Source organism: Actinophytocola oryzae, assembly GCF_004364325.1.
GTDB classification, from domain to species: Bacteria; Actinomycetota; Actinomycetes; order Mycobacteriales; family Pseudonocardiaceae; genus Actinophytocola; species Actinophytocola oryzae.
Genome location: NZ_SOCP01000015.1, coordinates 23846 through 49830 on the forward strand (window position 1 = coordinate 23846; position 25985 = coordinate 49830).

Sequence of the window (25985 nt, forward strand, 5' to 3'; positions counted from 1 at the left end):
TTACCTCTTCGTGTCCTGGGCAGAAGACACGTAGGACCGTTGAGGAGTGGCCATGTCCCAGTTCAGAAGCAACAGCCGGCATCGCAGGCGCGCGACCGTCGGCCTGGCGACACTGCTCGGCCTCGCGGGTATCGCCGTGGCCGTGGTCGCGTTCAGCGGCGGCAACGGCGAGGCGTCGGCCGCGGAGTCCTGCCAGGGCCTGGACACCGCGCTGCAGAACAACCTGAACTTCATCGCGCAGCAGCAGGCGAACCCCGACACCCAGTCTGCGGCGCGCATCGAGAACCGCGAGGCGGTCGTCGACCAGATCCAGCAGCGGCGGCAGGTTGCCGGCTGCAACGGCGAGCTGGTGGCGCAGCCCATCGACACCGGCTCCGGCGAGTCGTGCGCGGGCCTGGACCAGGCGTTGCTGAACAACCTGAACTTCATCGACGGGCAGCGCGCCAACCCGGACTCGCAGTCCGCGGCACGCATCGAGAACCGGCAGGCCGTCGTCGACCTCATCCAGCAGCGCAGGCAGGCGGCGGGCTGCACCGAGGACGTCCAGGCCGGCGGCCGGCCGCCCGCGGAAGCACCGGCGCAGGAACCCCCGGCGGAGGCACCCGCCGAGCAACCACCCGCCGAGGCCCCGGCCGAGGAGCCGCAGGCCGAGGGCGAGGTGGTCTGCGCGGGCTCCACGGTGACGCTCTCCGGTGAGGCGGGCGCCCCGGCGGCGTCGAGCAACCAGTTCCCGGTCGGCACGAAGCTCAGGGTGACCAACCTGGACAACGACAAGTCCGTCACCGTCGAGGTCACCGGCGCGTCGGGCAGCTGCGCGCTGCTCAACGACGCGGCCTTCGAGCAGGTCCGGGAGCCGGGCAAGAACCTCATCCGCCGCGCCGTGATCGAACGCGTGGGCTGAGAGACCCCTGGGGGTGCGCGGAACCCTGCCCGCGCGCCCCCAGGCCTCAGCGCTCGTTCAGTCGGCCTTGGGGCCGGCCTGCGTGACGACCTCGAACGACCACACCGAGGAGTCGGACGCCACGGGCCGGCCGCCGCCGCCGTGGTTGGCCTGGCCGGACATCCACTTCTGGAAGTCCTCGTCGCTGCGCCAGCGGGTGTAGACCAGGTACTTGTCGGTGCCCTCCACGGGCCGCAGCAGTTCGAACCACTCGAACCCGTCCGAGCTCTCGACCACCCCGGCCCGGGCGGAGAACCGCTTCTCCAGCGTCTCCCGCATCTCGTCGGGGACCGTCAGGGCGTTGATCTTCACGATGCTCATGCCGCCATCCTCCCGCACCCGGCTCAGGCCGTCAGTCCGGTGAGGTCGTCGAGCACCTCCGACGCGGTGACCGGATCGAGCGCGCCGAAGCCGGGCCCGGGACTGGGGGCCCACGCGCCCCGGCCCGTGCCGCTGAGCCAGACGTGCTGGACCGTCTGCTCCTCGACCGCGTCCACCGCGCCCACCGCCAGCCCGGGTTCCAGGTTGACGACCACGGCGTGTCCGTTCGGGACGGGGCGCATCAGCCACGGCTCGACACCGGCGTCCTCCGGCGCGGCGCGTTGCCAGCCGCGGCGGGTGAGGCCCAGGACCGCCCTGCTGGGGACCGTGCGTCCCTCGAACCGGCTCAGGTGGGTGCTCCCGGCCTCCGCCGCGGTCAGCTGGTGGACCGGGCGGTCCAGCTGGGGGAACGGCTGCGTGATCTGCTCGTCCGCGAACAGCGTGGCCCACGCCGGCACGGCCGCCGCCAGGGTGACGGGGTGCGCGATCCCGACGACGGCCGCCTCGGGCAGCGTCAGCGTCTCGCCCGCGAGGTCGGCGAACGTCCGGTCGTCGAGGACGCGGAACGCGGTGGTCTCGCCCTCGACCGTCCACACCAGGCGGCGCACGACGTGCCACAGCAGCGGGTGCTCGACGAACAGCCCCACGAACTCGTCGGCCGGCCACCGGCGGCCCGACACCATGGCCCGCTCGAGGCGGCGCACCTGTTCGGCCACGGCGGTGCGCGCGTCCTTCCTGAACGCGGTGAACCAGGCGTACGCGTCGGGTGCCAGCGCCGGGTCGTCGTGCTCGCCGGGCTTCGGCAGGTCCTCGCGCCGGGTGCCGTCCTCGGTCTCGACGTAGGGCCTGAGCCGTTCGTCGAAGCCGACCGTGAACCTGCGTGGCCCGTAGTCCAGTGTGAGGCCGCCTGCCGAGTCGAGCCCGAGGTCGGGGACCAGCCGGTCGCCGAGCTGGTCGGCCGACAGCTCCAGCTCGGCCGCGACGGCCTCGATCTTCTCCCGCGCCCTGGTCCGCAGCCCTTTGAACGTCACGGTCTGCGCGATCCCGTACAGGTGCCTCAGCGCGACCTCGGTGCCGATCGACTCCAGCACCTCCAGCGCGTTGACCGCCCTGGTGTGCCCGCCCTTGCCCGGCCAGGCGCGGATCAGCGGCGAGAGCCGCCGTACGGTGCCGTCGTCGCCGAACCGGCCGAGAGTCTCGAGCACCCAGCTCTCCTTCGCAGGCGCACCGGCTCCCTGCCACGCCTGGAAGAGCCCCCACGCGAAGTCGGCGAGCGACGCCGGTGTGCACAGCTGCCTGACCACGTCGACACCCGCGTACACCTCGCCGGGACGCGACATCACGAGCATCGTGAGGACGTGCCGGGCCGCGCTCGCAGGCAGCGCCCGGCCGCCGTCACGCAGCACGAGCCGAGGCAGCGGCCCGGGGTCGGCCCACTCGGGGACCTTCGGTGGACGCGCGGGCACCAGGTCGAGCGGGTCGGTGGCCAGCAGCACGCCGATCGCGGCCTCGGCAGGCCCGCCGTGGGCCTTCGCCGCCGACGCGACCTCGTCCGGCGGGAGCAGCCGCAGCGCGGCCTCCGCGCCGCGCCTTGCCCCGCCGGGCCTGGCGAGTGCGGGTGGCACCAGGTGGTGGGCCGCCGCGCGGGGGTGGCGGTGAAGCCATGCGAGCACCGACCGGCGCACCGACCTGAGGCCGAGCCAGTCGACCATCAACCCGGCGAGCTCCGCCCCGGCGAAGGGAACCAGCAGCCCGACGTGCGTGGCCGGGCCGGCCTTCGCGAGGTGGATCACGGCGGGCAGCGCGTCGCGCTCGTACCGTGCCGCGATCGGCGCGAGCCACCCCTCGAGGTGCCACGACCCGGCCGGCTGCCAGTCCGCCAGCAGCGGGCGCACGACCTCGGCCGGCCCGCAGCCGAACAACGCGGCCTCCTTGTAGGGCGGCAACCGGTGCGCCAGGTAGGCCTCGGCGTACTCGGCCCACGGCGTCGACGCCACGTCCTCGGGCTCCCAGCCCCGCCCGGCGAGCCAGTTCTCCCGCTCCCCGGGCGCCCAGACGACCTCGACGTCGTCACCGGACCGAAGGCCCTCGACGACCACCGGTGCGGTGGCCTTGTTCCCACGCGTCCACGGGGGTTCGACGAGCAGCGCGGGCAGCGCGTCCGGCGCCGCCTCCTCGATCCCCTCCGCCGACCCGGTGATCCCGTCCACCGCCGCGCGGACGTCCGCCGGGAGGTCCGCGGCGGCGAGTATGTCGTGGTTGCCGAGCACGTGGGTGCGCAACAGTTCCGCCGCGGCCGGGTCGGTGCTCCGTGCCAGCAGCCGCGCCGCCCGGACCGGGAAGCGGGTCGCCGCCTCGACCACGGCCGCCCGCACGTACTTCCGGCCCAGTCGCGTGAGGAGGAGGTCGAACGCCTCGTCGGTCGGCAGCATCGCGAGCATGGCGGCCAGGCGCTTGAGGCCGTCCGCGGAGGTGTGCGCCGAGTCGAGCCACACGGCCAGCGCCGGTGCCACACCGACGCCCGCGCCCTCGACCAGCGTCGGCAGCGTGCTCGTGTCGTGGGTGACGGTCCACCCGTCGACCTTCGCGGCCCGCTCGTTGACGACGTCGGCGGACGCCAGCGTCCACAGCAGGATCGGCGGCAGCGCGCCGGTGGCCGCGCAGGCGTCGGTGACCCAGTCTGCCCGGCCGGGCACGAGGTAGGCGGCCAGCAGCCGGTCGTCGACGTCGTCGCGCCGGGTGGCGAGTTCGGCGACCGCCGCGTCGTGGTCGGCGTCGGTCGCGACCGCGAGGTGGGCACGCAGGCGCCGGACGAGCGGGTCGGCCTCCCGGTGGTCGGGCGGCGTGGGGTCGAGGGCGGTGACGTAGTAGCTCGGCCGCATCGGACTGCCCCGCCAGCCGATGACGACTCGCTGGTAGGCGCGGACGGCGGCGACGGCGAACACGATGCCGTGGTCGGCGACCCAGGTGTCGACGAAGCCGGCCAGCTCGCCGGCACGCTTCCACGCGGTGCCCTCGGTGACGTACCGGGTCACCATCCTCGCGAGGACCGCCGCGGCGTCCGGGGTCGCCGTCGCGCCCCCGCTGTCCAGGTAGGCGAGCGCCGGTGCGAACGGCTCGGGCTCGTCGGTCGTCGCGAGCAGGTCGTCGATCCTGTCCCGGACCTCGGCGGCCAGCCGCCACCCCGCGGCACGGTCGGCCTTCAGCGCGGGCCCGGGCTCCCCGCCGCGGCGCGGGTGCCGCATCCGCCGCCACGACCCGGGGACGGTGAAGGTGTCCTCGTCCGGCAACGCCGACCTCCCCAGGGTGCGATGTGGCGCAACCCTACCGAGGCGTCCCCCCGCGGGGGACCTCGCCCGCACACCGGGCGAGGTCCCCCGCCTCGCTCAGTTGAACGGGTTGTCGTACGTGCCGGTGCGTGTGTAGAAGTGCGCGACGTTCTGGTTGTCGAACCAGACGCCGTCGACGAACAGGGTCGCGGTGCCGACGACCACGCCGGGCGCGGGCTCGCCGGAGATCTGGTAGGCCGTGTACTTGCACTGGGGGATGGAGACCGGCGAACCGCCGCCGGAGATCGGGACGCGGGCACCGCCGTTGACGGAGTACCACATGCCGAACCCGCCCCGGCGGCCGACCTCCTGCGGGAGGCCCTCGACCTCTGGCGCGGCCGGGCACTCGAGGACGTCCCGCTCGACGGGGAGTGGTTGGCACGCCTGGACGAGCTGACCGAGCGGCGGCTCGCCACCGTGGAGAGGTGGGCGCAGGCGGCGCTCGCCGCGGGCCGCCACCACGACGTGGCCGCCGAGCTACGGCGGGAGGTCGCCACGCATCCGTTGCGGGAACGACTGTACGAGCACTGGATGCACGCGTTGTGCCGGGCGGGCCGCCCCGCCGACGCGCTCGCCGCCTACGAGCGCCTGCACGCCGAGATGGCGGCCGAGCTGGGGGTCGCGCCGGGGCAGGCACTGGCAGACCTGCGAGCCGGGGTCCTCGCCGACGACCCCGTGCTGCGTCCGCGAGACGGCCGCGCGCCGGCCGTCCTGCCGCGCCAGCTGCCACCGGACGTCGCCGGGTTCACCGGACGCGCCGAGGAGATCGACCGGCTCGCCCGCGTCCCCGTCGCCGTGGTCGCGGGCCCCGGCGGGATCGGCGAGTCGGCGCTGGCCGTGCACGCTGCACACCTGATGGCCCACCGGTTCCCGGACGTGCGGACGCTGATCACGCGGGGACGACCCGTGCGGCGGCCGTGATGATGCTCCACAGCGGGCTGGTGGTGGTCTCGTAGTAGACGCGGCGGCTGCCGACCTCGCGGTGCTCGGTGAGCATGCCCAGGTGCACGAACCGGCGCAGCTCGGTGCCCGCGGCGCTCTGGGGGATCACGTCGTCCGGTGGTTCCGACTGGTAGAAGCGCTGCCTGCCGCGCTGGTGGATCCACAGCGCCACCCGCAGCCGGCACGGCCGCCCGAACAGGAGCCTGCCGATCTCGCTGACGTCCTCCACCGTGCCGCCCCCTCCAACAAACAAGACGCTAAGCCCTATATTGATTTCCGATACTACCGCCGGTGGGCGGGGGAGATCAACACCGTGACGACGCGAGCCGGCGGACACCCCGGACCCGAGAAAACCCGATTCCCGGGACACCGAGCCGCACACCGACCCATGATGTCCGCTCCAGAGGCCCGACTCCGGCGGGAGGCACGATGGCGGTGGTGACATGGCGGTGGTGACCCGGCCCGGTCCGGTGCCGGAGCTGTCCCTGCGCAGCAACGACCTCGACGAGACACGGGAGATCGCCACCCGCGTCCTGCACCCGCACCGGCTGACCGTCATCGGCGACCCGACCCGCTACGGCATCAACCTGCACATGGTGTCGCTCGGCGTGCTGGACCTCGGCTGGCTGCACTACGACACCGCGGTCCGCATCGAGAGCGACCACCCCGGGAGCTACCAGGTCAACGTGGCGGCCGCGGGCCGGATGGTGGCCACCTGCGGCGACCAGGAGGTGGTCGCGGGCGCGGGTCTCGCCACGATCTACAACCCGGACCGCCCGGCCGCGTTCACCGTCCCGGCGCCGGTGCTGGCGCTGCGGATCAGCAGGCAGGCCCTCGACCACGAGCTGGAGCAGCTCCTGGACCGCCCGGTGCGCCGGTCGCCGACCTTCGCGCTGGGCATGGACGTCGCGACCGGCCGGGGCGCGCGGTGGCTGGCGCTGGCCCAGTCGCTGTCCGGCACCCTGTCCGACGAGAACGCGCCGATACGGCAGCCGATGGTGGCCGCGCCGTTCGCACACGACGTCGTCGCAGGCCTGCTGCTGGCGTCCCGGCACGAGTACTCCGACGAGCTGGCCGCCCCGGTGCCGCCGGTGAGCACACCGGCGGTCCGCACTGCGCAGGCGTTCATCGAGGCGAACGCCGCGCGACCGCTGACGGTCGTCGACATCGCGCGTGCGACGGGCGTCGGCGTCCGCGCGCTGCAGCACGGTTTCCAGCGCACGCTGAACATGTCGCCGATGCGGTACCTGCGTGAGATCCGCCTGCGCGAGGCGCACCGCGAGCTGCGGGCTGCCGACTCCAGCGCGGCGGACATCGCGACCCGCTGGGGCTTCCACCGCCCGCGCGGCGCGTACCGGACGTGAGTGACCGGGTGCGCGTCCCGCATGGCGCGCACCCGGTCGGGGGGAGGAGGGCTCAGCCCGGGGTGTTGCCGTTCTTCGCCACCGGCAGGGCCAGCTGGTGGCGGCTGACGAGCGTCGCGGGCTCGGCGGGCAGGTCGGCCAGGAGCGGGTTGATGTGGCGCAGCTTCAGGTCGATCTGGTGCATGGCGGGTGCCACGACGTCGAACTTCTCCAGGTCGACCCACTGCACGATCTTCAGCACGTCGTCGGGGATGTCCTGGTTGTTCTTGCGCACCGGTACGCACAGCTGCCGGTTCGGCGTGACGTCGACCTTCGTCGGCGGGATGTCCGCGAGCACCGGGTTGAGCTGCGTCAGCAGCAGCGACAGGCCGAGCGAGGCCTGTGGTGTCTCCCGGTAGCAGACCAGGTCGACGTAGCGCACGAGCCGCAGTACCTCGTCGGGCGGCACCGAGTCGTTCTTGATCACCGGCACGCACAGCTGCTCGGGGGAGACCACGGTCACCTGCCTGCGAGGCAGGTGCGCGAGCTGCGGGTTGAGGTGGCTGAGCGTGAGCGGGAAGCCGACGGCCGGCCCGCTGATCCGGTAGCAGGACAGGTCGACGTACCGGACGAACTCCAGGACCTCCTTCGGTGGGAGGACGTCGTTCTTCGCCACCGGGGAGCACAGCTGGGTGCGTGGGCCGAGGGTCTCGACGGTCCAGCGCGGCAGGCCGGCGAGCACGGGGTTGAGGTGGCTCAGTGTGAGCGGCGAGTGCAGGGGCGGGGGAGTATAGGCGGAGGTCCGGAAGCACTCGAGATCGAGGTTCGACACGAAGTCCTTCGGGCTGGGCAGAGCAGGTGCCTTGGCCGAGGACGTGGTAGCCGCCGCCACGGCGGTGCCCGCGAGAGCCGCGGCGAGGACGAGTGCGGCGACGCCGATCCGGGTGCGCGATCTTCGAAGCATGCTGCCACCTTCCAGAACAGTCGGGAAAGACGGACAGGCCAATGAAAGCGCCGCCCGTTAAGGCGCTCTTAACGTGACCTGAGGGCAGGGGTGGTTACGGAACCCGGTGCCGCACACGACGTTCCGTGCAGGCGGGGGCGCGGTGCGGCGAAGGGAACGACGTGGACGGCGTGGTCGGCGTGGTCGGCCAACCGAGGGTGCTCCTGATCAGGACCCTCGGTGGTTTCCGGGTGCTGCGGGGCGGCGAACCGGTCCCGGCCACCGCCTGGCAGTCCCGCAAGGCCAGGGACCTGGTCAAGATCCTGGTCGCGAGACGGGGCCGCCCGGTGACGCGGGAGACACTGATCTCCCTGCTGTGGCGTGGCGAACCGGCCGACCGGGTGGGCAACCGCCTGTCCGTGGCCCTGTCCACGGCCAGGTCGGTGCTCGGTCACGGCCCCGTCGTGACCGAGGGCGACACCGTCCGCCTGGACCTGACCGTCGTGACCGTCGACGTACTGGCCTTCCTGGTCGATGCCCACCGGGGTTTGCGTGCGTGGCGGCACCGCCTGACGGGTGCGTGGCCCCTGTTGCGCGCCGCGGAGACCGCGTACACGGGAGACTTCCTGGAGGAGGACCCGTACGAGGACTGGGCGACCGAGCTGCGCGAGGAGGCGCGGCTGATGTACGTGCAGGTGGCCACGGTGCTCGCGGGCCACACGAGTGACCAGGGGGAGCACATCACGGCCAGCCGGTACTGCCTACGAGTCCTGGCCCGCGACGAGTACCACGAGCCTGCCCACCTGGTGCTGGTCCGAGCCCTGGCAGCGGCAGGCAGCCACGGCGAGGCCCGCCGCCGCTACCGCACCTACGTAACCCGCATGACCGAGATCGACATCGAGCCCCGCCCGTTCCCGGACACGATCACCCGCTGACAGCCGCCCAGCCCCCCCAACCGCGCCGATCGCCCGAGCACGGCCCGCAGCCCTTTGACGGCCGGCCGCGCACCGACGGCACCCGCCCGAAACCATCGACGACACCCACCTGCGGCGATCCACGACGGGGTGATCACCCGCAGGCTGCCCGATCGAACTCGGCCTCCCTACCGCGGTCGACGCTGGACGGGACTCCGCGCCGTCGGCGCGGAGTCCCGTCCAGCCGTGCCAGTAGCCACCCGCGTTGGCCTCGCACCGGCATCACGCCCTCACCTCCGGCCATCCGTCCATCCCCATCCCGCCTCTCCTTCCACTCCCCCATTCCTCCAGTCACGAATCAACTATCAACTATATAGATGTCCAATTATCTTGCGCCGTCGTGTCCCGCGGCGGACTCCCAAAAATGCCAGGACAGGAAAGGAACGGTCGGTTTGAATTCGTTCACCCCGGGTAACTCGTTCGCGTTGATCTTTGGGGAACCCGGTGTGTCGCCGTGTGCGTCTGTGTTGTTGGAGGCATGGTGGGCGGGCACCACTTCGGTGGGGCATTCCGGGCCCTTGTCGTGCGGGTGAGGGGAAGGTGCGCAGTTGCGGGAGTACACAGAGGCCCGTCGTGAGCCGGGTCAGGTCGTCACGCTGGTCGTGGCCGGGTTGTTCGCTCTGGCCGCGATTCTCGACGTCGGCCCCGGGGTTCTCGACAACCTCGTCCATCTGGGGTTCGCGCTCGTCGGGTTCGGACTGAGCCGCGACCCGAACTCGGCGCGGGGTTTCCTCATCGGCGGTGGGGTGGCGTACTTCCTCTTCTGGCAGTTCGGCAGTGTGCTCGACCCGTCGCTGGTGCCGCTCCACAGCACGAACGCGGGCCTGCACGTCGCGCTGGTCGCCAGCATGATCGGGCTCGCGGTCCTCGCCCGTGCGCCGCGGCCGGTGGAGTACGTCCTCGACGAGCCCGAGGTCGAGTACGACATCGCTCGTCCCCGGCAGACGCGCAGCCGCCCGCCGGGCCGGGACGACCGGCGTTCGTCGCGTGGTCGTCAGGTCGTGCTCGCCTACCGGAGCTGATCGCCGACCAGGGCGAGGCACTGGATGGCGGCGAGTCCGTACTGGGCCGAGGCGTTGGTGGACACGAAGTCGGTCTCGTCCACCGGCGCCAGGACCAGTGGTGGTGACACGGTCGTCGTCCGCCACGACACGGTCGGTCCGTAGCCCGCGCCGCCTTCGTGGAACTCGCGCCAGGCCCTGGCCGCCAGTGCGGGGTCGCCGGTGGACGCGGCGGCGCGGGCGGTGAGCCGTGCGTGTGCCTGTCGGAGGTTGAGGTTGCCGAACGACACGCCGAACTCGGTGATCTGTTCGGCCTCGGTGGCGTTGTAGTACCGGCAGTACCGCAGCCATTCTCGGGTGAAGGCCGGTTCGTCGATCAGTTCGGTGAGTTCGGCGCACATCTCGACGAGCCCGAACACGGCCGACAGGTGTGAGACGGACACGGCGGGCGGGGACGCGACGGCGAACTCGCCGGTGTCCAGGTCGTACAGTGCGCTGCCCTGCACGAACCCGTTGGTCTGGGCGCCGATGGTCCGCATGGTCGACCGCAGCCGTCGTAGCGCGCTGGGGTCGCCGCCGCGTTCCCACTCGGTGAGCCAGGCTGCGGCGAGGGCGCCCCAGTCGGTGCCGAAGCCCATGTCGAGTGCGTGCGGGTCGGGGGTGTAGGGGCCGGTGCGGATCTTGCGGATGGGGTCGACCTCGAGGAACGTGCGGTCGGTGTCGACGAGTGCGTGCATGAGTTCGCCGACGCGTTCGTCGGCGGTGAGGAAGTAGTAGAAGCGGCGGTTGGCTGCGGTGCTGATGCGGAGTTGTTTGGCGCTGTCGCCCCAGTGTTGGACGCCGTGGCGGGTGCCGAGGCCCTTGTAGCGGCCGAGGTGGTAGACGTCGACCTCGCCGGTGTGTCTGGTCATGGCCTCGGCGAACCGGTAGACGTCGGCGCGGCCGGTGCGCAGGTACTGGTACCAGAGCCAGATGTCGGTGGACAGTTCGGAGTTGTCCCAGGCGTAGCCGCCGATGTCGTAGCGCCACGTGTGGCGGTCGTTGTCGTAGGTGTGCATGACGTCGCCGTAGTCCCAGAACCCGTACCAGCCGTGTTGGTCGACCTGGCCGCGGTGGAAGTCGACGAGGAAGTCCAGGTGGTCCTCGATGTGGGCCTTGGCGGGGGTGGTGCGGTCGACGGGTGCCCAGTCGCCGAAGACGCCTGCGGCGTGGAGGTGTGCGGGTGGTGCGACGAGCTGTGGTGGTGTGCTGGTGGCTGCGGCGAGGGCGGCGAACCGTTCGGCGGTCGGGGTGGCCCGCAGTGCCCAGAACACGAGTTCGCTGGTGCGGGCGATGCCGTAGGGGGTGTCGTAGCCGGGTTCGTGGTCCTCGTAGGTGATCTCGAGGGCGTCGAGCTGTTTGTGGTAGGTGTCCTGACCCATGCCGTCGTGGTAGGAGCGCAGGTCCATGGGGGTGGTGTCGGGGGACCACAGCCAGAGGGTGAGTGAGGCTTCGGGGCCGGCGGCGCCGCGGATGTCGAGCTGGGTGGGGTGGAGCTGCCAGAAGTCCTTCATGCCGAGGGCGAGGCCGCCGCTGGGGCCGCCGACGTAGCCGAGGCCGGTGGCGCGGCCGCCGCCGTGGACGTTCACCCAGCCTTGGCCGTCGCCGGTGCGTTTGCGGATCTGGAACCCGTCCGCGGTGAGCTGGCGCAGGGTGTACTGGTCCCATTCGGGGATCCACTGGAGTCTGCCGGAGACGGTGGTGGCCCAGGTGGAGACGTCGGGGGTGGGTTGGCCGGCGACCTGTGCGGCGCGGACGGGGGCGCCGGGGTCGCGGCGTAGTCCGGTGATGCCCTGGACGGCTTCGGACAGGACGCCGTCGCCCGCGCCGGCGAGGCGGACGTGGCGGTTGTGGGGTTCGTCGGTGAGGGGGACGTGGAAGCGGATGCCGAGGCCTGCGATGAAGTCGCGGTCGTGGTCGCCGTCGAAGGTGAACGTGTGGACCAGCCGGACGCCGTCGCTGCCCGCGTAGAGGTAGAGGCGTACCACGAAGGGCAGCCAGGTGCGGTGGCCGTGGTCGGCGCGGTGGCTGCCTTCGAAGCGGACGACGGCGCGGACGGGTCCGGTCTGTTCGACGCGGACGGTGTCGATGGTGCTGGTGAAGGACTCGCGGCGGCTGGGGGAGTCGGGGTTGTCGGCGCGGTGGCAGACGAGGGTGCCGTCGCGGGCGATCTGCCTGCCGTCTCGGGTGATGGACCGTACGAGGGCGTTGCCGTGTGTGGCGAGGCGGACGCGGATGACGCCGGTGTCGACGTCGATGGTGTCGTGGCCGGTGGTGACCGACAGGGGAGTGGCGGGTGCGAGGGGTGTGCCGGGGGTCACCTGGTAGGTCGTCGCGGTCGGGTGGGGTGTGCTGATGGCGTGGGCGGTCCATTTGACGGAGCCGTCCGGCCACCATCCGGTGACCCAGGTCTGGGCGGGGATCTGGGTGCCGTCCGCTGTGGACACGGCGAGGTCGCGGTCGGCGGGGAGGTGGCCGCGTGGCCAGGGCATTCCCCAGGTGACGCCGGGGGTGGCGGCGGGGGCGGTGCCTTCCAGCCAGCGGGCCTGGCCGACCTGGCCGGGGTCGGACGCGGCGGACGCACTCTTTCCGGGCAGACCGAGTGCACCCGCCGCGCCGACGATCGCGGTCCCCATCAACAGGTTTCGGCGGGACAGCTCGGACATCGTCGTCCCTCTGCTGGAAGATCAGGAATGGGCTTTCCTTGCGGGTTCCTGTGACTCACGGTAGAGCTGGCGGCGCGTGTCGTCAACACGTCGCGCACGAGGTAAGCGCATTCCTGTCCGCTGAACCCTTCGGGTCACGGGCGCGTATCCCACTTGTCCGGGTTGTGATCGTCACGAGATCCGTCGTCGGACCGATGTATGGACACTGACTGACCCGTGTTGGGCGACCCGGAGGTGGGCGATGGTGGCGACGGTCCAGGCGCGCGGAGGTGTCGTGCCTCCTGTCGTGGTGGCGCGGTGGGTGATGTGGGTGTTCGTCGCCGTGAACGTGGTGGTCGTCGAGGTGCTGTTCTTCACGGAGGGGTCGGGCAAGAACGGCGTCCTGACCGTCGCGAAGTTCTTCGGCGTGCACGCGGCCCTGCTGTTGTTCTGCCAGCTCCTGCTGATCTCGCGGTTGCCGTGGCTGGACCGGCGCATCGGGATGGACCGGCTGTCGGTGTGGCATCGGTGGGTCGGGTTCACGCTGCTGTGGACGGTGCTCACGCACGGCACGCTCGTGATCCTCGGCTACTCGAGGCTGGGCGACGAACCCGTGACGAGGACCTTCGTGGTGTTCGCGGGTGTGCCGGAGTCGCTGATGGGCATGCTCGCCGCGGCCGTGCTGGTCGTCATCGCGGCCACCTCCATGCGCGGCGTGCGGCGCCGCCTGCGCTACGAGACGTGGCACGCGTTGCACCTGCTCGTCTACGTGGTGCTGGGTCTGGCGTTCGTGCACCAGCTGATCGAGACGACGACGTTCTCGTCCTCGGGTTTCGCGGTGGCCTACTGGTGGGTGCTGTGGCTGTTCTCGTTCGGCTCGCTCGTGGCCGGGCGGTTCGTGCTGCCGCTCGTGCGCAACGCCCGCCACGGGTTCCGGGTCGCGGCCGTGGTGCCGGAGTCGGACCGGGTCGTTTCGGTGTATGTCACCGGTCGTGACCTGCACAAGCTGCGTGCGCGGGCGGGCCAGTTCTTCATCTGGCGCTTCCCGGGCCACAACGGTTGGTGGCCGGCCAACCCGTTCTCGCTGTCCGCGGCACCCGACGGCCGTTCGCTGCGGCTGACCGCGAAGGCCGTCGGCGAGACCAGCGCGGGGCTGCGGCACGTGCCGGTCGGCGGCAGGGCGTACCTCGAAGGCCCGTACGGGGCGTTCACCTCGCTGCACCGGACCAGGCCGGGCACGGTGCTGATCGCGGGTGGTGTCGGCATCACGCCGGTGCGTGCGCTGCTGGAGGAGCACTCCGGCGGCAACGTGATCGTGCTGTACCGGGTCCGTGACGAGCGGGAGGCCGTGCTGCTCGACGAGGTCCGCCGGCTCGTGCAGGCCAGGGGTGGGCGGCTGTTCCTGCTGACCGGCCGCACCGCGGACGGTGTGCGGCCCTTCGACCCCGAGCGGCTGTACGCGCTCGTCCCGGACATCGCCGACCGCGACGTGTTCGTGTGCGGGCCGCCTGCCATGACCGCCACCGTCGAGGCCGCCCTGCGGCGGTTGCGGGTGCCCGGCCGTCAGGTGCACGCCGAGAAGTTCAGCCTGGCCTGAAACCGCGCGCGGGCGGGCCACGTGTGTAGTGCGAAGCGGTGATCGGCGGGGAGGCGGGGAATGGCGCACGACACGATGCCGGCGCGGGTCCGGGTCGTGGCGCGCCCTCGGCTGGAGGTGCTCGACGGCCTGCGGTTCGTGGCGGCGATCGTGGTGGTCGGTTACCACTACACGACCCTGGACCGGGTCTGGCAGCGGCCGGCGGCGCAGGTGTTCCCCGACCAGACCTTCGCCTACGGCTGGCTGGGTGTGTACCTGTTCTTCCTGATCAGCGGCTTCGTGATCTGCATGAGCAGCTGGGGCCGTGGGGTCGGGGCGTTCCTGGCGTCGCGGGTGGTGCGGCTCTACCCGGCGTACTGGCTGTCGGTGGTGGTCGTCGCGGCGGTGGCGGCGGTGTGGCCGTGGAGGCCGCAGCACGCCGGACTGGGTGCCACGCTGGTCAACCTGACGATGTTCCAGGACGCGTTCGGGGTGTCGCCGGTCGCGGAGGTGTACTGGACGCTGTGGGCGGAGCTGCGGTTCTACCTGCTGTTCTCCCTTGTCGTGTGGTGGGGCCTGACCTACCGCCAGGTCGTCGGATTCTGTGTGGCGTGGCTCGCCGCGGTGGCGGTGGCGAAGGTCGTGGTGCCCGACGGTGTCGGGGTGGTCCACACCGTGCTGATGACCGACTACGCGCCGCTGTTCGTGGGCGGCGTCGGCTGCTACCTGATGTACCGGTTCCGGCCGACGCTCGTGACGTGGGGGATCATCGGCGCGTCGTTCGTGCTGTCGGTGCCGACGACCCGGTTCCGCGCCGGTCAGGAGGCCTACCCGGGCCAGGTCGTGCCGACGTGGCCGGCGGTCGTGCTGACGGCGGTGTGCTTCGCGCTGGTCGCGGCCGTCGCGCTCGGGTGGCTCGCCTGGCTGCGTGGCCGGTGGCTGGTCGTGCTCGGGTCGGTGACGTATCCGCTGTACCTGCTGCACCTCGACCTCGGCGCGCCGGTGCTGTTCCGGTGGCAGGGGAGGGTGCCGCCCGCGGTGCTGGTGTGTGTGGTGGCGGCCGTGATGATCGGCCTCGCCTGGCTGGCACACCGGTTCGTGGAGCGACCGGTCGCACGCTGGTGGCGTGGCAGGAGGGAACGTGGTCCCGTGGTGGGCTAATGGAGGAACCCGCTCACCACGCCCGCGACCCCGACCAGCGCGCCGACGATCGCGATGGCCGTCGCGACGGCCTCCTTGTGCCGGACGTGCCAGGGGGAGAGCTGTTTGGAGAGCTTCTCCATCAGGGTCACCATCTGCGCGAGCGCGGCCACGCGGTCCGCGGACTCCTTCGCCTCCTCGGCCTCACGGATCAGCAGCACCATCGTGAGGCCGAGGAACCGCGCGTCGAGCCCCTTCAGCCGCGCGACGACCTGTTCGACCTCGACCACCATCGACCTCGTCAGCGCGTCCCGCTCGCCGGCGCCGGTGAGGATGCCCGCCGCCTGCCGCGCGACCTCCGGTGACCGCCCGGTCAGTCGACGGACCCGCCAGGCCGCCACCAGCGCCCCCACGGCGACCGCCACGCCGCCGACGACCGGCCACCAGAACCCCGGGTCGTGGCTGGCCGACCCACCGAGCCAGCCCAGCGCCGCCCCACCGACGCACGCGCCGGCCAGCACTGCCAGCAGAGGCCAGATCTGGCCCACCGCACTCGACGGGACCTGCCCCGCCACTCTGTCTCCCGGCGCCGGCCCAGTCCACGACGGCGGCCTGATCTGCCGGTAACCCGAGAGCGGGACCAGTGCGTCGAGCACCTCGCGCGCCGACTGGTAGCGCTGCTCCGGCTCGCGGGCCAGGCACCGCAGGAGCACGTCCCGCAGCGGTGAGGGCGGCACCTCGATCTCGGTGGACAGCCTGCTCGACAGCAGCTGGATGTAGTCGGCCGAGTCCTCGCCGGGGACGCTGCCGTGCAGGCACCGGTACATCAGCAGCCCGAGGCCGTACACGTCGCTCGCCGCGGTCTGCGGTGCGCCGAGTGCCTGCTCGGGCGCCATGAACAGGGGTGTGCCCGCGATCTCGCCCGCGTCGGTCTGCGCGACGTCCGGCTGGAGCAGGCCCACCGCGCCGAAGTCGGTGACCTTGTAGCCGCCGCCGACGGCGTGCAGCACGTTCGACGGCTTGATGTCGCGGTGCAGTACGCCGAGGCCGTGGGCGTAGGCCAGCGCGTTGGCCACCGAGATCCCCATCTCCACGACCTGCCCCACCTCGAGGTGGCCGAACGTCGCCAGCTCCACCTCCAGGCTGCGGCCCTCGACCCACTCCTGGACCAGGCAGAACCGTCCCTCCCACTTCGCGACGTCGAACGTGGCCACGATGCCGGGGTGGTCGAGGCGCCGGACGGTCTCCACCTCGCGGGTTCCCTGTGTGCCGCGCGCCGGGACCAGCTTCAGCGCGAAGGTCTGGTCGGCGTCGTCGAGCGCCCGGTACACCTCGGCCATGGTGCCTTCGGCGCCGACGTGCTCCACCACCCGGAACGGCCCCACCTTCGTGCCAGGTCTCAGCATCCGCCCATCCCCTACTGCGCGTGCGCCAGGAGTGGCCACTCTACGTGGTCGCCCGAGCGGGAGAACCGCGAGCTGATCGTCCCCGCGTCATGATGGGGGTGTGGCGACTGATGGTGTGACCGAGGACGAGGCCGCGATCGTGGCGGTGGTGCGGGAGTTCGTCGACCGGGACGTGCGGCCGGTGGTGCGCGAGCTCGAGCACGCGAACACCTACCCGGAGGCGCTGGTCGACCGGATGAAGGCCATGGGGGTCTTCGGGTTGGCGGTCCCGGAGCCGTGGGGCGAGGCACGCGTGTCCACCCCGTGCTACGCGGCCGTCACCGAGGAGCTGGCCAGGGGCTGGATGAGCCTCGCGGGTGCCATGGGCGGCCACACCGTCGTGGCGAAGCTGCTCGTCGACCACGGTACGGCGGAGCAGCGTGACCGGTACCTGCCGAGGATGGCCACGGGCGAGCTGCGCGCGACGATGGCGCTCACCGAGCCGGGCGGCGGTTCGGACCTGCAGGCCATGCGCACCACCGCCCGCCGCGACGGCGACGGGTACGTGGTCAACGGGTCGAAGACGTGGATCACCAACGCCCGCCGCGCCGGCCTGGTCGCGTTGCTGTGCAAGACCGACCCCGCCGCGACCCCCAGGCACCGGGGTATGAGCATCCTGTTGCTGGAAGGGGGGTTCCACGTCTCCCGCGACCTGCCCAAGCTCGGCTACAAGGGCGTCGAGAGCTGCGAGCTGGCGTTCGACGACCTGCGGGTGCCCGCCGACCGGCTCCTCGGCGACGTCGAGGGCAGGGGTTTCGCCCAGATGATGCGGGGCCTGGAGATCGGCCGCATCCAGGTCGCGTGCCGGGCGCTGGGTGTCGGGCGCGCCGCGCTGGAGGACTCCCTGCGTTACGCCCAGGAACGCGAGAGCTTCGGCCAACCGATCTGGCAGCACCAGTCCATCGGCAACTATCTCGCCGACATGGCCACCAAGCTCGAGGCGGCCCGCCAGCTCACCCACCACGCCGCCCGCCGCTACGACTCCGGCGAGCGCGCCGACCTTGAGGCCGGGATGGCGAAGCTGTTCGCGTCGGAGGTGGCGATGGAGGTGGCGTTGAACGCGGTCCGCATCCACGGCGGCTACGGCTACTCCACGGAGTTCGACGTCGAACGGTACTTCCGGGACGCGCCGCTGATGATCGTCGGCGAGGGCACCAACGAGATCCAGCGGGGTGTTATCGCCCGCGAGCTGGTCAGGCGGTACCCGGCGTGAGCGGTCACCCACTCGACGGGGTCACGGTCGTGTCGGTCGAGCAGGCCGTCGCCGCGCCGTTCGCGACCCGCCAGCTCGCCGACCTCGGCGCCCGTGTCATCAAGGTCGAGCGCCCCGGCGGCGACTTCGCGCGCCGCTACGACCGGACCGTGCACGGCCAGTCCAGCTACTTCGTGTGGCTGAACCGCGGCAAGGAGAGCGTCGAGCTGGACCTGAAGGACCCGGCCGACCGCGGCGTGCTGGACGCGTTGGTGCGTAGGGCCGACGTGGTCGTGCAGAACCTCGTGCCCGGTGCGGCCGAGCGCCTGCGCATCGACGCCGACACCCTGCGAGCCGCCCGGCCCGAGCTGGTCCACTGCTCCGTCTCCGGCTACGGCCCCGAGGGCCCGTACCGGACGAAGAAGGCCTACGACCTGCTCGTGCAGTGCGAGACCGGGCTGGTCATGTCCACCGGCACCGACGACGCACCCGCGAAGGCCGGCGTGTCGATCGCCGACATCGCGACCGGGATGTACGCCTACAGCGGGATCCTGACCGCCCTGTACGACAGGGAGCGGACCGGGGAGGGCGCGACCCTGCACGTCGCGATGATCGACGCGCTGGGGGAGTGGATGAGCCAGCCCGCCTACTTCTCCCGCTACGGCGGGGAACCACCGCGTCGCACCGGCGCGGCACACCCGTCGATCGCCCCCTACGGCCCCCACCGCACCGCGGCAGGCGAGATCTTCCTCGGGATCCAGAACGAACGCGAGTGGGCCACCCTGTGCGACACGGTCCTCGGTCGACCCGAGCTGGCCGCCGACCCGCGCTTCCACACCAACGACGACCGCGTGGCCCACCGCGCGGAGCTGACCGCGATCATCGAGGCGGCCTTCGCGGGCCTCGACGCGGACCAGGTCGCCGACCAGCTCGACCGCGCCGGCATCGCGAACGCCCGCCTGCGCACCCCCGAGGAGTTCACCCGCCACCCGCAGCTGACCGCCCGTGACCGCTGGCGTCCGGTCGAGGTCCCCGGCGGGATGATGGACGCCCTGCTGCCGCCCGTCGAGGTCACCGGCCGGCCCCCGGTGATGGGCCCGGTCCCCGCACTGGGCGAGCACACGGCGGCGATCCGCGCGGAGGTGGCCGAATGACCGAACGCACCGAGCTGCTGACCCCGGAACCCGCGCACGCCCTGGGCGCGCTGCTGGACGTCCCGGTCCCGGACCTCGAACGCGACGGCCTGCCGCTGCTGTGGCACTGGCTCTACCTGCTCGACCGCCCGGCCCAGGCCGACCTCGGCCCCGACGGCCACCCCACGAGAGGTGTCGTGCCCGTCCCGCCCGCGCCGGGACTGCACCGCATGTGGGCGGGCGGTCGCGTCACGGTCCACGGCCCGCTGCGGGTGGGCGAACCCGCGACCCGTCACTCGGAAACCCAGTCCGTGGAAGACAAACACGGCCGCACCGGGCCGCTCACGTTCGTCGTCGCCCGGCACCGGATCACCCAGCGCGGCGAGCTGGTGGTCGACGAGGAACAGCACCTCGTCTACCGCGACACCACCCCACGGCACGGGCCCTACGCGACCCCCTCGGTCCCGCCCACCGCGGACGAGTGGTCCATCGACGTGACCCCGACACTGCTGTTCCGCTTCTCGGCCCTCACCTACAACGCCCACCGCATCCACTACGACCGCGACTACGCCCGCGACGTCGAGGGCTACCCCGGCCTGCTCGTCCACGGCCCGCTGCAGGCCCTCGCGATGGCCGAGGCCGCGAGAGCGGGCGGCGGCACCCGCCTCGAGTACCGGCTCGTCGCCCCGCTGTTCGACCACCAGGGCCTGATCGTCAAGGCGGACAAGGGAAACACGACCGTCCGTGACGGCACCGGCCGCGTCACCGCGACGGGCACGCTGCGGTAGTTCGCCCGAGGTGCGAAAACCGTGGGCGGGGTTAGTGTGGAGGGGTGACCACGGACGTCCTCTACGACGACGGTCGGGTAGCTCTCGACAGCCGTGGCGTCACCCTGCGGCGCTACTACTTCCCGATCGGGACGAGCAAACACATCCCCTACCGACGCATCCGGCGCGTGTGGACCCGAGAGATGAGCTGGTGGTCCGGAAAGGGCCGCCTCTGGGGCACCGCGCACCCCGGTTACTGGCTGCCCCTTGACGGCAGCCGCCCACAGAAGGACACACTGGTCGTTCTGGACACCGGCAGCCCGGTCAGACCGGCGTTCACCCCGGACGACCCGGACCGGTTCGTCGAGATCGTGTCCGCGCACCTGGCCCACTGACCACGTTGCCAGGTCACGACCGGTCGGCGGGCGCGGACGGGAGCGTGGACGGAGGTCGGGGATGGCGGACACGCCTGCCTTGTGTGCCCGCGAGGAGTACCTGCTCGTCGACCCCGGCACCGGGCGCACGGCCGACGCCGCCGACGAGGTCCGCGGCTACGCCGACGCCCTCGACGCACCCGCCCCCGACTCTGCCGTCACCGCCGACCTGTTCGCCACCCGCCTCGAGGCGGGCACCGGCCGCTGCGCGGGACTCGACGAGCTGTCCGAACGCCTGATCCACAACCGGATGCGGCTCGCGACCGCGGCACGAGCCGCCGGCACCTGGATCGTCCCCAGCGCCACGGCCGCCATGGGCGGACCGGCGGCGCCCCGCGCGAAGTTCGGGCCCGTCGCCGACACCTACGCCGCCGCAGTGGCCGAGGTGACCTGCGGCTGCCACCTCCAGCTCGCCGCCCCGGACCCGGAGACCGCGGTGGCCGTCGTCAACCACCTGCGCCCCTGGCTGCCCACCCTCCTGGCGCTGTCGGCGAACTCCCCGTACCAGGACGGCGCCGACACCGGCTACGCCAGCTGGCGCCACGCGCAACGGTCCCGCCTGCCCGCGGGCGGGATGCCCCCGCACTTCGCGTCCGTCCGCGCCTACGAGGCGCGCGTGTCCCGCCTGGTCGAGATGGGTGTCCTGGTGGCCGAGACGGCCCCGCACTGGCTCGCGCACCCCGTCCCGCGCCGCTCCGAGGTCGAGCTGCACGTCGCGGACACCGGCGTCGACGTCGAGTCGACCGTCCTGCAGGCGGCACTGTCGAAGGCGCTGGTCCAGACCGCGCTGGCCGACCTCGCCGCGGGCCGCGAGGCCCCCGCGATCGGCGAGCAGGTGGCCGCCGCCGCGCTGTGGTCCGCGGCCCGGCACGGCATGTCCGGGCCCGGCATCCACCCCGTGCTGGAACGCACGGCCCCCGCGACCGTCCTGGTGAGCGAACTGCTCGCGGCCGTCCGCCCGGCACTGGAGGACAACGGCGACCTGATCACGGCGTCCAGCGGCGTCCGCAGACTGCTCAGGCTCGGCACCGGCGCCGCCCGCCAACGCGCGGCGGGCAACCCCTACGAGGCGACCGCGAAACTGGCGGCGAACGTGCTCCCCGCCTGACGCCTCGCTAGTCGACGAGCCACCCGTTCCGCGCGGCCATGACACCGGCGTGGAACCTCGTGCGCGCACCGAGCTGGTCGAGCAGCTCGGACACCCGTCGTGTCACCGTCCGGGGACTGATGCCGAGCTGCCGCGCGATCGTCTCGTCCTTCGCGCCCGCCGCGAGCAGTGTCAGCAACCCCAGGTCCGGCGGCGCGGCACCCGGCCCGGGCACCACCGGCGACGACTGCTCCCACAGCATCTCGAACAACACGATCAACGCGTCGAGCAACGCGCACTTCCGTACCACCACGGCACTTTCGAGCATGTCCTCCAGCACGAGCGGCAGCAGCGCGACGGACCGGTCCGCGATCGCGAGCTTCATCGGCAGCTTCGGGTGCATGCGCGACTGTTCGCCCTTCTCGATCGCGCGCCGCACCGCCTCGAGCGCGCCAGGCGGCTCCAGCGACTCCGGCGCGTACAGGCCACGCACCACGACCTCGTCGGACAGCCGCGTCGACACCTCCTCCTCCGCGGGTTCGATCGGTGCGGCGTAGGGCGGCCGGTCGATCACGAGCAGCTCGCGTTCGCAGTTGCGGACCAGCGCGGTGTAGCGGTGCCCGACCGCGCGCCTGCCGACGAGGATCTCCAGCAGCTCGTCCGGCTGGCGGGGGCCGCTCATCTGGGCGGCGAGCGCGCGGGCGTTGACCTGCAACGCGGTCAGCTCGCTCTGGCGTCGTGCGACGAGCAGGTCCACCGCGGTGTCCGGGCGGGCCGCGAGCAACCGCACCGGCCGGCCCGGCGCGCGCGTGACCAGCCCGTTCTCCTCCAGCTCGGTGACCGCCCGTCTGGTCGCCTTGACGGGCTTGTCCACGGTGAGTGCCAGCTCGGTCACGGTGCGCCCCGGGGCGGCGAGCAGCGCGCGGTAGACGGACTCGGCGAAGTTGCTGATGCCCAGAGCTTCGAGCATGCGCGCCATCCTGGCCAGTTCCCGCCATGGCGGCAACACGCCACGCCTGAATCGTTCCTTGCCCCATTCGGATGCCGTAGGACTGGGCCATGCATCAGCCGTGGCTCCCCGCACCTGTGGCGGTGGTGCTCACCTGTCTCCTCGCTGTCGCCGGCGTGTCGGCGTCAGCGGTCTCGGCCGCGCCCACGGCGGCCGCCTCGGTGGCCGGCCCGGCCTCGGCTCCCGCCGGGCCGGCCGCTGCGGTGACACTGATCACCGGCGACACCGCGACCCTGAGCAGGGACGCGACCGGCGAGCCCCGGGTGAGCATGACGCCCACCGGGGACCACCCCACCTCGTTCACGACCCTGCGCCGCGGCGCGGACCTCTACGTCGTGCCCGCGTCGGTGGAGAACCTGGTGCCGGACACGCTGGACCTGGAGCTGTTCAACGTCACCGGCCTGATCGCCCAGGGCTACGGCGACGCGGACACCGACACGCTGCCGGTGATCGTCCGCGGCGGCGCGTCCCCGCGGGCGGCGGGCAGCGACGCGGTGCCACTGTCGAGCATCGGGGCGACCGCGGTGCGGTTGCCGAAGAAGAACGGGTTCGCCACCACCCTCGACCGGGCGGCGGGTGGCACGAAGGTGTGGTTGGACCGGCGCGTGCGTGCCGCCGAGCTGGACGGCAACCTCACGCAGATCGGCGCACCGCAGGCGTGGGACGCGGGCCTGTCGGGCGCGGGGGTGGACGTCGCGGTGCTGGACACCGGCATCGACGTCGACCACCCCGATCTGCGCGGGAAAGTCGTACAGCAGGCCAACTTCACCGACGACCCGACCGCCGAGGACGGCCACGGACACGGCACGCACGTGGCGTCGATCATCGGCGGTTCCGGGGCGGCGGCGGGCGGCGCACGCAAGGGGGTCGCGTACGGCGCCCGCCTGCTGTCGGGCAAGGTGCTCGGCGCCGACGGCCGCGGCCAGCTGTCCTGGCTCATCGAAGGCATGGAATGGGCCGCCGCGCAGGGCGCGGACGTGGTCAACATCAGCCTCGGCGGCGACGCGGGCGACGGCGACGACCCGACCGCGCAGGCACTCGACGCCCTGTCCAGGGACACCGGCACCCTGTTCGTGGTCGCGGCGGGCAACGCGGGCCCCGGGTTCGCGACCATCGGCACACCGGGCATCGCGGCCGACGCGCTCACCGTCGGTGCCGCCGACCCCACCGGCCTGCCCCCGTACTTCTCCTCCCAGGGCCCGACGCGCGGGACCTACCGCGCGAAGCCCGACATCACCGCACCCGGCGTGGACATCACCGGCGCGCTGCTGGGCACCGACGGCTACACCACGCTCTCCGGCACCTCCCAGGCCACCCCGCACGTCACCGGCGCCGCGGCCCTGCTGCGCCAGGCACACCCCGACTGGGACTGGCAGCACCTCAAGAACGCGCTCATGACCACCGCGGACGCGCGGATCGCCGCCCCGGCCCCGTACGCGGAGGGCGCGGGCCTGCTCGACATCCCCGGCGCGCTCACCGACACCCTGCACCTCGACCGAGGCAACGTCGACTTCGGCTACCTCAAGTACGGGGCGAAGGCGACCACGCACGACATCACGCTGAAGCTGACCAACGACGCAACGACACCGCAACCCGTGTCGTTCACCGACGAGGAGACCGACCCCGCGGGCGCACGAGCCCCGGCCGGGATGGTGACCGTGACCCCGGCGACGCTGACCGTGCCCGCGGGCGGCACCGCGTCGGTGACCGTCCGGCTCACCCCCGGCGGGAACGGCGTGTACACCGGCGCGGTGACCCTCGCACGGCAGGGAAAGCAGCCGACCAGGCTGCCGCTGGGCTTCTACCACGAGGCACCCCGCCAGGACCTCACGGTGACCGTGCTGAACCGGCGCGGCGAGCCCGACGCGTACGGGACCGTGTGGCTCGGGAACATGGCCGAGATGAACCCGGAGACGGGCGGCGGCTTCACGATCCTGCAGCTCGACGAGAACGGCCGGGGCACCGCGCGGATGACCCCCGGCCCGATCAGCGCGATCGCCCGCGTGGTCACGCCCGCGTCCGGGAGGACCCCGGAGTCGGTGTCGTTCGCGGGCACCCCGGAGCTGACGCTGGACCGCGACCTCGCGTACACGATCGACGCGCGCCGGGCCAAACAGCTCAAACCCGTTGCGGTGGAAGGCGTCCGCACCACGGTGTCGACCATGTCCGTCCACTACGGACGCCAAGACGCCGAACGGGACGGCGGCATCAGCGACGGCATCTACGCCACCGGCGAGGAGTTGGCGCGCGGCACGGTGTTCGTGCAGCCGACACCGAAGGTCCGCAGCGGCCTCGCCACCTTCGAGACCCACTGGGAGCTGGCCCGCGGCGACGACCGGTACGCGGTGGTGCTCGGCTCACCGAACGTGCCGGACCCACCCGCGTTCACGGTGAGGCCGTCGAGCTTCGCGAGGCTCGACGCCGACTACCGGTCCCTCGGCGGGCGCCCGGACTCGTACCAGACCTACCAGGAGCCGTACACCGACCTGGTGTACGTGACGGGGCGGTGGGTGCACCCGCTGGCGGCGCCGACGAGGCGGACGGAGTGGGTCACGGCGAGCAAGGACGTGCGGTGGCGACAGTGTGTCGCGGGCCCCCAGGAAGGAGTAGCCGTGCTGTGCCAGCCGACGACCACCTACCGGCCGGGGGAGCGCAGGCCAGCGGTGTGGTTCCGCGCGCCGGTGCCCGCGGTGACGATGGCCTCGCACAACCGGGACCGCATGGAACTGCCGGTGGACCTCACCGACGGCGACCACGAGGGCTCGCTGTACGACGTCGACGCGGCGGGCACCCGGACGTTCCGCCTGTACCGCAACGGTGTGGAACAGCCGAGGTTCAACGACAGCTGGTACTTCGACACGGCCCCGGAACCCGCGATGTTCCGCCTGGAGTACACGTCGGAACCGGACACGAAGCGCCTCCCGATAGGGACCAGCACGTCGACCGCGTGGACGTTCCCGTCGGCCGCGCCCACCGACCCCGAGGCGTGGGACACGAAACCGAGGCTGCTGTCCGTCGACTACCAGCCGGGTGCCGACGGACAGGGACGGCTGCCCGCGTGGCGGATCCTGGACATGGGCATCCGCGTGACGTCCTGGTCGGCGGGGGAGACCCGGCTGGAGCCGGGCGCGATGCGGTTCTGGGCGTCGACCGATCGCGGTGTCCGCTGGCACCAGGGCATGGTGATCCCCAACCGGGACGGCAGCTACCGCGTAATAGTTCCGGGCGTGGTGACGAAACCAGGGCAGAAGGTGTCGGTGCGGGTGGAGGCGTCGGCGGCGGAGGGCCGCACGATCAAACAGACGGTGGTGGACGCCTACCCGGTGAGGTGACCGCATCGTGACACGGTCATGAGTAGTCGTACGGATTCGGCCGCTGTGGGTCGTTGCTGTACTGGCGGGTATGGCTGACCAGATATCGGCGTCCCTCCCGCGCCTGGCCGACGCTTTACTGGAGGTCGGCACCCGCCTGGGTGAGATCAGCGTGGAGCTACACGCCCTGACCCCCGCCACGGCGGTGACGCCGACCCGAGGAGCCACCCCGGGAACGGCGCAACCCGCGAGGCCCTCCATCGGAGCGGCGCAACACTCGGTGGCAGCGCCCGCCCCCTCGCAGACACCGGCTCCGCCCGGGGTGCCAACCTCCCCCGGAACTCGGCCGACACCAACCACATCCGGTGTCCCCGAGCCGGGAACCTCCTCGGCCCCACCCAGCGCCGCGGCCGA

General features: G+C 72.3%; 21 protein-coding genes. 13 read left to right on the plus strand and 8 right to left on the minus strand.

All coding sequences use genetic code 11. The features are described 5' to 3' along the window. Positions 1-52: 52 nt before the first annotated feature. Complete coding sequence (locus CLV71_RS32890) at positions 53-901, plus strand: RlpA-like double-psi beta-barrel domain-containing protein (protein ID WP_133906788.1); 849 nt, start codon at positions 53-55, stop codon at positions 899-901. A gap of 57 nt (positions 902-958) precedes the next feature. Here CLV71_RS32890 and CLV71_RS32895 read toward each other — a convergent pair whose 3' ends face one another. The 3 genes from CLV71_RS32895 to CLV71_RS49605 all read right to left on the minus strand — a co-directional run bounded on the left by CLV71_RS32895 (position 959) and on the right by CLV71_RS49605 (position 4872). After that, entirely contained in the window at positions 959-1261 is a 303-nt protein-coding gene (locus CLV71_RS32895) for an antibiotic biosynthesis monooxygenase family protein (protein ID WP_133906789.1), read from the minus strand. Between the two features lie 23 nt (positions 1262-1284). Next, positions 1285-4551, minus strand: coding sequence for a DUF4132 domain-containing protein (locus CLV71_RS32900; RefSeq protein WP_133906790.1), 3267 nt, complete (start codon positions 4549-4551; stop codon positions 1285-1287). A 96-nt stretch (positions 4552-4647) separates the two neighbouring features. Next, positions 4648-4872 carry a hypothetical protein gene (locus tag CLV71_RS49605; protein ID WP_243866949.1) on the minus strand — a complete coding sequence of 75 codons (225 nt, stop codon included), beginning with the start codon at positions 4870-4872 and terminating at the stop codon, positions 4648-4650. Between CLV71_RS49605 and CLV71_RS32905 the strand changes: the two genes are divergently transcribed. Beyond that, entirely contained in the window at positions 4801-5511 is a 711-nt protein-coding gene (locus CLV71_RS32905; protein ID WP_279588772.1) for an AfsR/SARP family transcriptional regulator, read from the plus strand. The two genes, CLV71_RS49605 and CLV71_RS32905, sit on opposite strands and share 72 nt — an antisense overlap. Here the strand turns inward: CLV71_RS32905 and CLV71_RS32910 are convergent. Further along, on the minus strand, positions 5480-5761 hold the full coding sequence (locus tag CLV71_RS32910) for a hypothetical protein (protein WP_133906792.1): 282 nt from the start codon (positions 5759-5761) through the stop codon (positions 5480-5482). The genes CLV71_RS32905 and CLV71_RS32910 overlap by 32 nt on opposite strands. 214 nt (positions 5762-5975) lie before the next feature. Here CLV71_RS32910 and CLV71_RS32915 point away from each other — a divergent pair, with 214 nt between their 5' ends. Next, positions 5976-6896: an AraC family transcriptional regulator gene (locus CLV71_RS32915; RefSeq protein ID WP_133906793.1), complete on the plus strand. Its 921-nt coding sequence runs from the start codon at positions 5976-5978 to the stop codon at positions 6894-6896. Positions 6897-6948: 52 nt separating this feature from the next. Here CLV71_RS32915 and CLV71_RS32920 read toward each other — a convergent pair whose 3' ends face one another. Next, complete coding sequence (locus CLV71_RS32920) at positions 6949-7839, minus strand: hypothetical protein (RefSeq protein ID WP_133906794.1); 891 nt, start codon at positions 7837-7839, stop codon at positions 6949-6951. A gap of 161 nt (positions 7840-8000) precedes the next feature. Here CLV71_RS32920 and CLV71_RS32925 point away from each other — a divergent pair, with 161 nt between their 5' ends. Together CLV71_RS32925 and CLV71_RS32930 are read left to right on the plus strand one after the other, a co-directional pair. Beyond that, the gene (locus CLV71_RS32925) at positions 8001-8753 is read left to right on the plus strand and encodes an AfsR/SARP family transcriptional regulator (RefSeq protein WP_166664360.1); all 753 of its coding nucleotides are present in this window, start codon (positions 8001-8003) and stop codon (positions 8751-8753) included. A 587-nt stretch (positions 8754-9340) separates the two neighbouring features. Beyond that, positions 9341-9814: a DUF4383 domain-containing protein gene (locus tag CLV71_RS32930; RefSeq protein WP_133906796.1), complete on the plus strand. Its 474-nt coding sequence runs from the start codon at positions 9341-9343 to the stop codon at positions 9812-9814. On the opposite strand, the gene CLV71_RS32935 is transcribed toward CLV71_RS32930, so the two are convergent. Further along, the gene (locus tag CLV71_RS32935) at positions 9802-12498 is read right to left on the minus strand and encodes an exo-rhamnogalacturonan lyase family protein (protein ID WP_133906797.1); all 2697 of its coding nucleotides are present in this window, start codon (positions 12496-12498) and stop codon (positions 9802-9804) included. The genes CLV71_RS32930 and CLV71_RS32935 overlap by 13 nt on opposite strands. Before the next feature lie 274 nt (positions 12499-12772). Here CLV71_RS32935 and CLV71_RS32940 point away from each other — a divergent pair, with 274 nt between their 5' ends. Both CLV71_RS32940 and CLV71_RS32945 read left to right on the plus strand, forming a co-directional pair. Next, on the plus strand, positions 12773-14074 hold the full coding sequence (locus CLV71_RS32940; RefSeq protein ID WP_243866892.1) for a ferredoxin reductase family protein: 1302 nt from the start codon (positions 12773-12775) through the stop codon (positions 14072-14074). Positions 14075-14134: 60 nt separating this feature from the next. After that, a complete protein-coding gene (locus CLV71_RS32945; RefSeq protein ID WP_133906799.1) occupies positions 14135-15214 on the plus strand; it encodes an acyltransferase family protein in 1080 nt (359 codons plus the stop codon). On the opposite strand, the gene CLV71_RS32950 is transcribed toward CLV71_RS32945, so the two are convergent. Next, on the minus strand, positions 15211-16599 hold the full coding sequence (locus CLV71_RS32950; RefSeq protein WP_133906800.1) for a serine/threonine-protein kinase: 1389 nt from the start codon (positions 16597-16599) through the stop codon (positions 15211-15213). The genes CLV71_RS32945 and CLV71_RS32950 overlap by 4 nt on opposite strands. Positions 16600-16714: 115 nt before the next feature. On the opposite strand from CLV71_RS32950, the gene CLV71_RS32955 reads away from it, so the two are divergent. From CLV71_RS32955 to CLV71_RS32975, 5 genes are all read left to right on the plus strand, one after another. Continuing rightward, a complete protein-coding gene (locus tag CLV71_RS32955; protein ID WP_133906962.1) occupies positions 16715-17851 on the plus strand; it encodes an acyl-CoA dehydrogenase family protein in 1137 nt (378 codons plus the stop codon). Then, a complete protein-coding gene (locus CLV71_RS32960) occupies positions 17848-18984 on the plus strand; it encodes a CaiB/BaiF CoA transferase family protein (RefSeq protein WP_133906801.1) in 1137 nt (378 codons plus the stop codon). Before CLV71_RS32955 ends, CLV71_RS32960 begins: the two co-directional genes overlap by 4 nt. Beyond that, on the plus strand, positions 18981-19751 hold the full coding sequence (locus CLV71_RS32965) for an HTD2 family dehydratase (protein ID WP_133906802.1): 771 nt from the start codon (positions 18981-18983) through the stop codon (positions 19749-19751). The genes CLV71_RS32960 and CLV71_RS32965 overlap by 4 nt, the downstream gene beginning before the upstream one ends. A 44-nt stretch (positions 19752-19795) precedes the next feature. After that, on the plus strand, positions 19796-20125 hold the full coding sequence (locus CLV71_RS32970; RefSeq protein ID WP_133906803.1) for a PH domain-containing protein: 330 nt from the start codon (positions 19796-19798) through the stop codon (positions 20123-20125). Between the two features lie 61 nt (positions 20126-20186). Next, a complete protein-coding gene (locus CLV71_RS32975) occupies positions 20187-21272 on the plus strand; it encodes a carboxylate-amine ligase (RefSeq protein WP_133906804.1) in 1086 nt (361 codons plus the stop codon). Between the two features lie 7 nt (positions 21273-21279). Here CLV71_RS32975 and CLV71_RS32980 read toward each other — a convergent pair whose 3' ends face one another. Further along, complete coding sequence (locus CLV71_RS32980; protein WP_133906805.1) at positions 21280-22221, minus strand: helix-turn-helix domain-containing protein; 942 nt, start codon at positions 22219-22221, stop codon at positions 21280-21282. An 89-nt stretch (positions 22222-22310) separates the two neighbouring features. Between CLV71_RS32980 and CLV71_RS32985 the strand changes: the two genes are divergently transcribed. Next, positions 22311-25592: a S8 family serine peptidase gene (locus tag CLV71_RS32985; protein ID WP_133906806.1), complete on the plus strand. Its 3282-nt coding sequence runs from the start codon at positions 22311-22313 to the stop codon at positions 25590-25592. Positions 25593-25985: the final 393 nt, after the last annotated feature.